General features: G+C 35.2%; 7 protein-coding genes. 6 read left to right on the forward strand and 1 reads right to left on the reverse strand.

Annotation, left to right across the window (positions count from 1 at the left end):
- Nucleotides 1–56: 56 nt before the first annotated feature.
- Nucleotides 57–755 (reverse strand): PH domain-containing protein, encoded by a 699-nt coding sequence (locus FNW21_RS09285; RefSeq protein WP_144256464.1) that lies wholly within the window; start codon nucleotides 753–755, stop codon nucleotides 57–59.
- 234 nt (nucleotides 756–989) lie between these two features.
- Between FNW21_RS09285 and FNW21_RS09290 the strand changes: the two genes are divergently transcribed.
- The 6 genes from FNW21_RS09290 to FNW21_RS09315 all read left to right on the forward strand — a co-directional run bounded on the left by FNW21_RS09290 (nucleotide 990) and on the right by FNW21_RS09315 (nucleotide 10,844).
- Nucleotides 990–2,339 carry a sigma-54-dependent transcriptional regulator gene (locus FNW21_RS09290; protein WP_144256465.1) on the forward strand — a complete coding sequence of 450 codons (1,350 nt, stop codon included), beginning with the start codon at nucleotides 990–992 and terminating at the stop codon, nucleotides 2,337–2,339.
- 52 nt (nucleotides 2,340–2,391) lie between these two features.
- Entirely contained in the window at nucleotides 2,392–3,534 is a 1,143-nt protein-coding gene (locus FNW21_RS09295) for an FIST signal transduction protein (protein ID WP_144256466.1), read from the forward strand.
- Nucleotides 3,534–7,319, forward strand: coding sequence for a PAS domain-containing hybrid sensor histidine kinase/response regulator (locus FNW21_RS09300; RefSeq protein ID WP_144256467.1), 3,786 nt, complete (start codon nucleotides 3,534–3,536; stop codon nucleotides 7,317–7,319). The genes FNW21_RS09295 and FNW21_RS09300 overlap by 1 nt, the downstream gene beginning before the upstream one ends.
- A gap of 175 nt (nucleotides 7,320–7,494) precedes the next feature.
- Nucleotides 7,495–7,929 (forward strand): response regulator, encoded by a 435-nt coding sequence (locus tag FNW21_RS09305; RefSeq protein WP_144256468.1) that lies wholly within the window; start codon nucleotides 7,495–7,497, stop codon nucleotides 7,927–7,929.
- Nucleotides 7,930–7,947: 18 nt separating this feature from the next.
- Nucleotides 7,948–8,676: a polysaccharide biosynthesis/export family protein gene (locus tag FNW21_RS09310; protein ID WP_144256469.1), complete on the forward strand. Its 729-nt coding sequence runs from the start codon at nucleotides 7,948–7,950 to the stop codon at nucleotides 8,674–8,676.
- An 11-nt stretch (nucleotides 8,677–8,687) separates the two neighbouring features.
- The gene (locus tag FNW21_RS09315; protein WP_144256470.1) at nucleotides 8,688–10,844 is read left to right on the forward strand and encodes a GumC family protein; all 2,157 of its coding nucleotides are present in this window, start codon (nucleotides 8,688–8,690) and stop codon (nucleotides 10,842–10,844) included.

Genomic DNA, 10,844 nt, shown 5'->3' on the forward strand with positions numbered 1-10,844 from the left:
TTTGATATTACCTGAAAACAACAACTTATCACTCACTCTTCCATCTTTGGATTAACCTACATCAAACTCAAAATTTCTTTCTTGAACGCATCGTATTCGCCTTGCAGGATTAATCCGTTGTCGAGTAGTTTTTTATAGTTTTGAAGCTTTGCAAAAAGTTCATCTTGCGATAATGTGTTGGTTTTATGCTGCTCTATTTCGGGAGTGATTTCTTGTATTGGCTCCGCAAAAATGGGAATAGCAGGCATAATTTCGGCAAAGTTGGTCACTTCTTCGGTTTCCATTTCTTCAATGATTTCTTCATTTACGGAGGCAGTAACGGGAATTTCTTCTGGAATTGGGATGTTTGGAGTGGTTCCATTTTTTAAAACATCCAATTGTTCTTTGGCATACGTAAATATTTTTCTGGCCTGAATTTTTGGAATATAATCAATAGAAACCTGAATATCCGTTTTGGTCGAAAATGAAAATTCAGATCCTAGAATGTTTTCTTTGACAAAAGTTCCCACGATTTCATCCCAAGTAAAATCGATAAAATCCATCGAAAGTCCCAGATTTTTGGGTTTGCAAATGATAATTCTTTTATTGGTCAAAACAATACTGTCTGGAAAAACCGTTATGGCTGGTTTTTTTTGTACCGCTATGTAGCCTATTTCTTCATTTTTCATCAATAAATCATTGAGTTTTGAAGTGATTTTCTCGATAGCTTTTGGGTCTTGTTCTTCGTTTAAAAACTTTTTAAATTGTTCTTTCATCGTATTTTAATTTAAAAAAAGCGTTTTGTTTTGGCTTTTTATATCCGTTGTTCCTTTTAGCAAAAGTAATGCCTAATTTCATTATTTAATAAAAAATCGAAATACTTTTACTGCTTTCCTTTTTTGAAAATAAAAGGAATGGAATTGCACCTATGATTCTCTAAAACATTTAAAATAAAGATTCTATTTTGTGAATTTTTTTGTTAATTTAGTAGTACCCAAATCCTAATTCTCATGACAAGTTTAAAAATTTTCCTAATAGAAGACGATGCTTTTTTTGGTGAAACTTTAAAATACCATTTGAAGTTAAACCCTGATTTTGATGTACATCTTTTTCAAACAGGAAAAGAATGCCTCTCTAATTTATACCAAAAACCAGATATTATTTGTCTCGATTTTGGTCTTCCTGACATCACTGGCGATTTGCTTTTGAAAAAAATCAAAGAGACGAACAACTCCATTCCCATCATCATTATTAGCGGACAAGAAGAAATTGAAATTGCCGTAGATTTTTTGAAATCAGGTGCCAAAGATTATATTGTAAAAAACAGCCACACCAAAGATTTGTTGTGGAATTCGATTCTAAAAATCAAAGAAAATCTATCTTTGGTAAACGAGGTCGAGGAACTAAAAGAAAAATTAGAACAAAAATTCAGTTTTGAAAAAACAATTATTGGGCAAAGTGATGCCATAAAAAGTGTGTTTAATAAAATCAATAAGTCCATCAATACCAATATCAATGTCTCGATAACGGGAGAAACAGGAACAGGAAAAGAGGTTGTAGCCAAAGCCATTCATTACAATTCCGATCGAAAAAACAAACCCTTTGTGGCTGTAAATATGGCTGCAATCCCCAAGGATTTGATAGAAAGCGAATTTTTTGGTCATGAAAAAGGGGCTTTTACGGGTGCTAACAATAAGAATATTGGCAAATTTGAACAAGCGGATGGTGGTACCATTTTTTTGGACGAAATTGCTGAACTCGATTTAAACCTACAAAGCAAGCTGTTGCGGGTTTTGCAAGAGCGGGAAGTCGTACGCTTGGGCGGAACCACTAAAATAAAATTTAACGCCCGATTGATTATTGCCACGCACAAAGATTTATCGCAAGAGGTAAAAAAAGGAAATTTCAGAGAGGATTTATACTATAGAATTATTGGTTTGCCTATAGAACTCCCGCCACTCCGAGCAAGGGGAAATGACACCTTATTGCTGGGGAAATATTTTATGGATTTGTTTGTCAAAGAGAACAAAATGAAAACCATATCGCTGTCTAAAGAAGCCAAAGACAAGTTGTTGAAGTATGCGTTCCCTGGGAACATTAGAGAATTAAAAGCCGTAATTGACCTTGCGTGTGTAATGTGTGATGCAAACGAAATTGCAGCTGATGATTTGACTTTTAACAGCATTAACGAGACTGATTTTTTCCTTTCGGAAGAAAAAACACTCAAAGAATACACCTCGGAAATTATTTTACATTATTTGAAAAAAAATGGTAACGACGTGCTTAAAACGGCCAAAAAATTAGATATTGGTAAGTCAACTATTTACAATTTGATTCAAACTATTGATATTAAAAATTAAGTTACGCCATCAAAAAATAAGGGTATTGCTCCCTCCCAATTAAAAATCGAACATGAAAGTAGCTACTATTTTATACCAAGAAAATTCATTTGTCAGAGAAATCAATCCCGAAAAATTAGATTTTCAAGCCGTTGAATTGGTTCTTGGGTTTGGTTCGAGATCGTTACTTGCCACAACAGAAATTTTTGATGCCATTCAGGAAAAATTCCCAAATGCACAAATCGCACTCTGCTCCTCATCTGGCGAAATTTACGACCAAGAAGTACTCGACAATACGATATCCTTGACAGCAATTGCATTTGCTACAACAACGATTCAAACCACAGCTGTTACAATTGATGATTATGAAAATAGCTTTGAAGCTGGAAAAGCGTTGATTAAAAACCTGCCGCAAGAGAATTTAAAACTAGCATTTGTACTTTCTGACGGCGGAAAAGTGAACGGTAGCGAGCTTGTAAAGGGAATGAATATTACAAAAAAGGAGTCTGTTTTAATCACAGGCGGTTTGGCTGGAGATGGTGCTCGTTTTGAAAAAACAGTAGTTGGACTCAATAAATTACCGCAAGTAGGCGCCATTATTGCCATAGGATTTTATGGCGAAAAACTTGTTTTGTCTCACGGTTCATTGGGCGGCTGGGAAAGTTTTGGGCTAGAACGAACGGTCACCCAAGCCCAAAATAACGTTCTTTATCAAATAGATTCCAAAAACGCACTCGATTTATACAAAACGTATTTGGGGAAATACGCTGCTGAACTTCCAGGATCGGCCTTGCTTTTTCCGTTATCGATAAAACTTTCGGATAGTCAAGAGCCTATAGTGCGAACCATTTTGTCGATAGACGAAGAAAATCAATCCATGACCTTTGCAGGCGATATTCCTGTGGGAAGCAAAGTTAGGTTTATGAAAGCAAATTTTGACCGCTTGATTGATGCCGCCAGTGATGCCGCTTCGACCTGCTTACACATGCAGGCGAGCAATCCCAAACTGGCGTTGTTGATAAGTTGTGTGGGGCGAAAATTGATTCTTGGTAATCGAATTGATGAGGAAGTAGAGGCGGTTGCCACCATTTTTGGCTCACAAACAATGCTTTCTGGGTTTTATTCGTATGGTGAAATTTCGCCTTTAAAACCACTTACCAATTGTGAGCTACACAACCAAACCATGACCATAACGTGTTTAAATGAAATAGACTAATGACTACTTTTCATAAACTTTTAGAAAAACAAATAAAAAAACATTTGGATAAAGAGCAACTCGAAAGCCCCGCTTTTAAAGCTTTTATTCATGCTGTAAATGATTCCTATTTATCCTTTGAAAGGGATAATGACTTAATGGATCATTCGTTTAAAGAAAGCGAAAAAGAGTATCAAGAACTGAATGCAAATCTCAAAAAAGAACAAGCCTTAAAGCAACAATCCATATCTAATTTATACGATAGTTTAGAGATTTTGGACGATCATTACACAGAAATCAATCCAGATGACGATGTTGATGATTTACTCTTTATTTCAAAATATTTAAACAAACAAATTGAAAAAAGAAAAATTTCCGAAACGAATCTTTCCCAAACGGTTAAACTATTAAAAACCTTACTCAACAACCTACAATCTGGTGTTTTGGTTGAAGATGAGCATCAAAAAATATTGTTTTCCAATCAACTTTTTTGGGATCAAAAAAAGAAAATCATTACACCCAAAGCTATTGAAGGCGTTGACTTCTCGGAACTATTTGTAGAGAGTAAATTTTTATACAAAGACCCGGAAATTTTTGTCTCCCGAATCAAGGATCTTTTGCAACATAAAAAACTCGTGATCGGTGATTTGATTGAAACCATTGACAATCGATTTTTGGAACGTGACTATATCCCGATTTATATCAACAAAGAATACAAAGGACAATTGTGGAAATACACGGATGTAACGGAGCGCATTCAGAGTCAAATTTTACTCGAACAAAGTGAGGAACGCAGTAGAATTGTTATGAATGCTTCGCTAAATGCGATTGTAACAGTTGATGATAAAGCCCAAATTACGTTTTGGAATCAGCAAGCAACTGCTGTTTTTGGTTGGGAAAGAGAAGAAGTTTTAGGCAAAGTATTTACTGATTTTATGGTTCCTTCTCGCAATAAAGCACTTTGGGATGGCTCCATACGCCAATATTTAGAGGAAGGTTACAATGCGTTTTTGAACCAACAAGTAGAACTTTTTGGCGTTCATAAATCTGGGGATGAATTCCTAGCAGAAATTACCATTACGCCTATTACTCAAAACGGAGAAACCTTTTTTTGTGCCTTTTTGCAAGACATTTCTAAAAGAAAAGAAGCCGAAAACAAATTGTATGAAACCGTTGCGTTATTAAAAACGCTATTAGCCAACTTGCACTCCGGTATTTTGGTTGAAGACGAAAATCGAAAAATATTATTTACCAATCAGCATTTTTGCGACATGCGCCATTTAAAAACTGCACCTGAAGAATTAATAGGAATGGATTGCACCACGTTTATTGGGAATTCAAAATTATTATTTCTCAATCCATCCGTTTTTGTAAATCGTGTGAATGAGATATTGGAACAAAAGAAAATAGTCATTGCTGAACTAATAGAAACCACGGATAATCAGTTTTATGAACGAGACTATATTCCTGTAATCATTCATAATGAATACAAAGGACATCTCTGGAAATACACCGATGTTACCCACCGAATCAAAACGCAAAATTTACTGGAACAAAGTGAAGAACGCAGTCGTTTTATCATGAATGCCTCACTCAATGCCATTATAACTATTGATATAAAAGGCAAAATAACCTTTTGGAACCAGCAAGCAGAATTCATTTTTGGTTGGAAATCCGATGCTGTTTTAGGAAAATCGTTAACCGAAACCATTGTCCCCAACCAGCATAAAAAAGGGCATGATAACGGCATGAAACACTATATAAAAACAGGTGAAGGCCCCGTTTTGAATAAGCAAATTGAGCTTACGGCCATGAACATAAAAGGAGAAGAATTTCCAGTAGAAATTTCGATAATTCCGTTAAAACAAAATGGAGAATTGTTTTTCTGTTCTTTTATACAAGACATTTCCGAAAGAAAAAAAGCAGAAAATAGCCTAAAAATCCAAGAAGAAAAATACCGAAATATTATTGCCAATATGAACATGGGCATAATCGAAGTAGATACGAATGAAGTTATTCAGTTTGCTAATCAGAGTTTTTCGGTAATGACAGGCTATGAAATCAATGAACTCATGGGGAAAAATCCATCCGAAATTTTTGTTTTTGGAGAAAATCAAGACCTTATGGCCTCAAAGAACGTATTGCGCCAACAAGGCGTGTCCGATGTGTACCAAATTCCCATAAAAAACAAAAGAGGAGAACTCAAATGGTGGGCCATAAGTGGCGCACCCAATTATGATGACAAAGGAAAATTAGTAGGATCCATAGGAATTCATCTGGACATAACCGAACAAAAACAACTAGAAATTGAACTGGAAGCCGAGAAAATAAAAGCCGAAGAGGCCTCAAAAGCCAAAGAAGCTTTTTTGTCCACAATGAGCCACGAAATCCGGACGCCACTCAATGCAATAATTGGCTTTTTGAGAGAATTAGGCAAACAAGAATTAACCGAACTTCAAAAAAAATACATTGATAATAGCGCCATTGCCTCCAAACATTTGCTGGCTATTCTAAACAATGTATTGGATATTTCAAAAATTGAAGCTGGCGAAATGGAACTCGAAAAAGAAGATTTTATTTTTGAAGATTCCGTTCAAAACGTCATTAAAGTACTCAAACCAAAAGCCAAACAAAAAGGAATTAGACTCACTGCACTGTTCTCGGAGAAATTAAATCCCGTGTTCAAAGGAGATGCTTTACGAATGGAACAAATCCTTTTTAACCTAATAGGGAACGCTTTGAAATTTACACCCAATGGCAAAATCGAAGTGTTTTGTGAGTTACTAACGGATAACAGCACCTTTCAAGAAATGCATATTTCGATTGCCGATACGGGCATTGGAATGGACAAAAGCTACTCCGAAACCTTATTTAAAAAATTCTCCCAAGAGGACAAAGCCGTAACACGAAGATTTGGCGGCACTGGTTTAGGAATGGCAATTACCAAAGAACTCGTACAACTTATGGGCGGTACCATAACCGTGGAAAGTGAGAAAAACAAGGGAACAACCATACACATTTATTTAAGTTTACTAAAAGGAAATTTAGAAAATGTAAAAAAACCAAATCCAGAAATCAACATTAATATCGAAGGGATTTCTATATTATTAGTGGAGGATAATAAAATGAACCGCATGGTCGTGCAAAACTCCATGCAGTACTTTAATTGCAAAGTTACCGAAGCCAAAAATGGTGTTGAAGCACTCGAAATTTTGAAAAAACAAAATTTTGACATCATTTTAATGGACATACAAATGCCTGAAATGGATGGTTTTGAAGCCACCAGAATTATCCGAAACGAATTTAAACTGACCACGCCCATCATTGCATTAACCGCAAACGCCTTCAAAAGTGAAACCGAAAAATGCAAACAAGCAGGTATGGATGATTATGTAACCAAACCCTTTGATGAAATTGTACTCCTAGAAACCATTGCAAAACACACGGTTAATAAAATCGTGATTCCAACCCAAAAGAGCAAAATCATTCAAAATAATAAAAACTACAACCTCAACACGCTTCATAATTTGAGCCGCGGAAACGATGAATTCGTAAAAAAAATGCTCACTATTTTTGTAGAACAAACCACCGATACAATTGCAAAAACAACATTGGCCATTGCCAACAATAATTTTATCGAAGTAAGCAGACTCATTCATAAAATAAAACCGAGTGTAGCAAGTTTAGGCATAAACAGCATACAAACCGAAATAAAAACACTCGAAAAAGTAGCCTTAACAGCTCCGAGTAAAGAACAAATACTAACGCTTTTTATTCCTATAAAAACATGTTGGAGGAAGTTGTAGCGCAGCTCCATGCAGAGGAACTCCATCCATAGCAAGTGACTCTACTCATTTTTCTGGAAATATCTTCCAAAAAATGGAAAAAAAATCAAATTAAAAATTTTGTAAAATACTGATTGTCAAATAATTAATTTATTGGCTTGACTTTGGATTACCTGTTATCAAAATAATTTATAACATGGAAAATCAAAATCAATTTAAATTTTTTATCGTAGACGATGATATTTTTTGTGCCAATGTGTACGAACAATACCTTCTTAATTTGAAATACAATGACATTACCTATTTCAGTAACGGTAGAGACTGCTTACACAATCTAGATCAAAATCCCGACATCATTTTTCTAGACCACAACATGGATGATCTTTCTGGATTTGAAGTCCTAAAAAAAATAAAGCGGTACAATCCAAACATTTATGTAGTCATGGTTTCTGGCCAAGACAATATAAAAACTGCTGTGGATGCTCTGAAATATGGGGCTTTTGATTATGTCATAAAAGATAATACTGTATGTGATAAAATGACGCTTATCATTAACAAAATTATCAAAGTGAAAGCAGCCCTCAAAAAATCGAATCCCAATATGGTGCAACGATTACTTTCATTATTTTAATCTTTTTCAAACTACAACATGAAAACAATTTTGAAAACGACCCTACTATTACTCCTATTTGCTTCTTGCAAGACACAAAACCTATTAGTAAGCAAAACCGAAATCATTGACAAAACAGCCTTTATGTACAATGCTGATTATCAATATAAAATAAGAAAAAATGACAAAATTTCGCTATCCGTTTGGGGCGAAGACAACTTGAGTGTAGGCTCTATTTATGGCATTTACAATTCGAATGAAGTTTACGGAAAATGGCTAATGGTCGATGCAAATGGCACTATCGAAGTTCCCAAAATAGGCACGACACTAGCACTCAACAAAACCGTTCCAGAACTCAAAGCAGAACTCAAAACAGCACTCAAAAAATGGCTTGTGAATCCCATTATTGATGTAAAAATTCTAAATAAAGAAGTCACCATTTTAGGCGAAGTACGAAATCCAAACACCATTACCATAGACAAAGATTATGTTACCTTACTAGAAATGATTAGTAAAACGGGAGGTTTTGACTTTTATGCCAATCTAAAATCTATCAAAATATTGCGTCAAGAAGGCGAAAACGTAATCGTTACCAACATCAATTTGACCGTTGCCGATGCTATTTTGAATACCAATATTCAGCTTCATCCTAGTGATATTGTCATCGTTCCATCCAAGAAAAATAAAGAGTTCGATAAGCGAATTGCAACCATAATCCCATTGACTACCACCATCAGTGCGGCGGCAATTATCATGGGTTTATTTTAAAAACAACAGCTATGAACGAAAACATACGATTACTCAAACCCTTATTTAGAGGATTTCCAATCATCATTTTGGTCATGATTTTGTCCGTTTTAGGTGCCAAAAAATACCTAAATTATGTTACTCCAATGTATGAAAGCACCGCTAAATTAAAGCTAGCCGATGTGCAAGAAGGAGTTCCGAGCGCTAACCTTTTCAAAGATTTGGATGTATTTGCATCCGCTAATAAAATTGCTACCGAAATTGAAGTTTTAAAATCCGCTACTTTGATGCACAAAACCCTTGCTGAATTGCCTTTTGACAAAGAAATTTACCGCAAAGGCGATGTGCAATCCGTAGAGTTATTTGGTAATTCTCCAATTCTAATCGAAGGTACTTTTCAATCTGAAAAAGCATTAGACAAACGCTATGGTTTGCAAGTTATTTCTAGAAAAGAATACTTGTTTTTTTATCCAAATTCCAAGCAAGCCATCAAGAACACCTTTGGAAAACCCTTGTCAATTCAGGGCGGGAAACTGCTTATCACTTTGAACGAACCTTTTATTCAAAGCAAAAAAGAGCTTAAAATTATCGATTCCTATGCGTTCGAATTTTTGAGTGAACAAAAAATAATGGATAAAATCAACACCAATCTTGATATTGTCCCTGTTGATAAAGATGTGCCAGTAATCCGAATTAACCTTAAAAGTAACGTGCCGGAAAAAGCAGCTCTTTTTGTCAACAAGCTTGCCCAAATGTACATACAGGATTATATCGAAAGCAAATTTAAAGCAGCCAATATTACGGTAGATTTTTTGAAGGAAGAAATAACTAGCTCGAACAAAAAACTTTCGGCTTCTGAAGATAACATTCAAAATTTTCGTGACGACAAAAAAATAGTCAATATTCAGCAAGAAACCGAAACAGATTTGCGTAAAATTTCGCAACTAAAAATCGAGCAATCGAACATTAAAATGAACCTGAATGCGATTAAAGACTTGAATAAATATATCGCAGCTGGCAAAACCAATTACCTAGAATTAGCACCAAATTTTGAGGCTTTTACCGATTTGCTTTCGACAGAAATGGTCAAGAATATGAAAAAATTACAGTCCGATAAAAAAGATTTGTTATTGACCTACACGCCCGAAAACGAAAAAGTAAAAATCATCGATTCCAAGATAAAAGACCTAGCCGACTATCAAGTAGAAAGCATCAAAAACACCGAAAGAAATTTACAATTAAAATACAACGACCTTTCAAGCGATATTTCTGAATCCGAAAAAGTATTCATTGGCTTGCCTGAAAAAGAAAAAAAGTTGGAAATTTTAAATAGAGAATTCAATCTCTACGAGAAAAATTACAATTTCTTGAACGAAAAAAGAATCGATGCCGAAATTGCTAAAGCTGCCAAAATTGCTTTTCATAAAGTAATTACACCTGCCGAAATATCCAAAACGCCCGTTTCGCCCATTCGTGCTATCATTATTGTTGTCTCGGCTGTACTCGGATTGTTTGGTTCCATTTTGCTAATTTATGTAGTGCATTTTGCAAAAGCAAAAGTAAATGACGTGTTCACTATCGAAAAAAACAGCACCATTCCTGTCGCTATTGCAACTCCGTTTATCAAAAATGATCAAAAAATAAAGGAAAATTTCCTAAAAGAAGCCATGCAAATGGAACTAAAAGGAATGATTCAGGAACAAAGCATACTCGTGATTAGCTCACCAGACAATGCCCGAGAACACCGTTTTCATGCGCAAAACCTAGCTCTTGCTTTTAAAAATCAGGGCCGTAACGTTTTGGTTATTGATGCCACAGGACAGTTAGAAAACCAGTTTGATGCCAATGCGTATTTTGATTATTCGGATCCTAAATATTTGAGTTACACCAAGACGGTTTTCCAAAAGGAAATCAACGAAAAAATGAAAAATTTCGAGTTGTGTATTGTACACAATCAAGCCTTGAAGGACGATAAGTTAGCCTTGCTTTTTATGAGTTTGGCAACACAAAATATAATGGTCATCGACAGCCGAAAAACTGCCGAAAAAACCATTTTGACCATCGAATTAGTTAAGGATGAATACCAATTTCAAAATGTTTGGTTCGTGTTGAACAAATCGGGTTACAATCCTAGTTTATGGGCATTGGCCAAAAAGTTTTGGAACAAAAAAACAATTAAAAACGCCTAA

Source organism: Flavobacterium restrictum, assembly GCF_007097245.1.
GTDB classification, from domain to species: domain Bacteria; phylum Bacteroidota; class Bacteroidia; order Flavobacteriales; family Flavobacteriaceae; genus Flavobacterium; species Flavobacterium restrictum.

Bases quoted from the DNA above. Each gene is read 5' to 3' on its own strand.
- FNW21_RS09285 (WP_144256464.1), bottom strand. From the start codon at position 755: ATGAAAGAACAATTTAAAAAGTTTTTAAACGAAGAACAAGACCCAAAA.
- FNW21_RS09305 (WP_144256468.1), top strand. From the start codon at position 7,495: ATGGAAAATCAAAATCAATTTAAATTTTTTATCGTAGACGATGATATT.
- FNW21_RS09300 (WP_144256467.1), top strand. From the start codon at position 3,534: ATGACTACTTTTCATAAACTTTTAGAAAAACAAATAAAAAAACATTTG.
- FNW21_RS09315 (WP_144256470.1), top strand. From the start codon at position 8,688: ATGAACGAAAACATACGATTACTCAAACCCTTATTTAGAGGATTTCCA.
- FNW21_RS09290 (WP_144256465.1), top strand. From the start codon at position 990: ATGACAAGTTTAAAAATTTTCCTAATAGAAGACGATGCTTTTTTTGGT.
- FNW21_RS09295 (WP_144256466.1), top strand. From the start codon at position 2,392: ATGAAAGTAGCTACTATTTTATACCAAGAAAATTCATTTGTCAGAGAA.
- FNW21_RS09310 (WP_144256469.1), top strand. From the start codon at position 7,948: ATGAAAACAATTTTGAAAACGACCCTACTATTACTCCTATTTGCTTCT.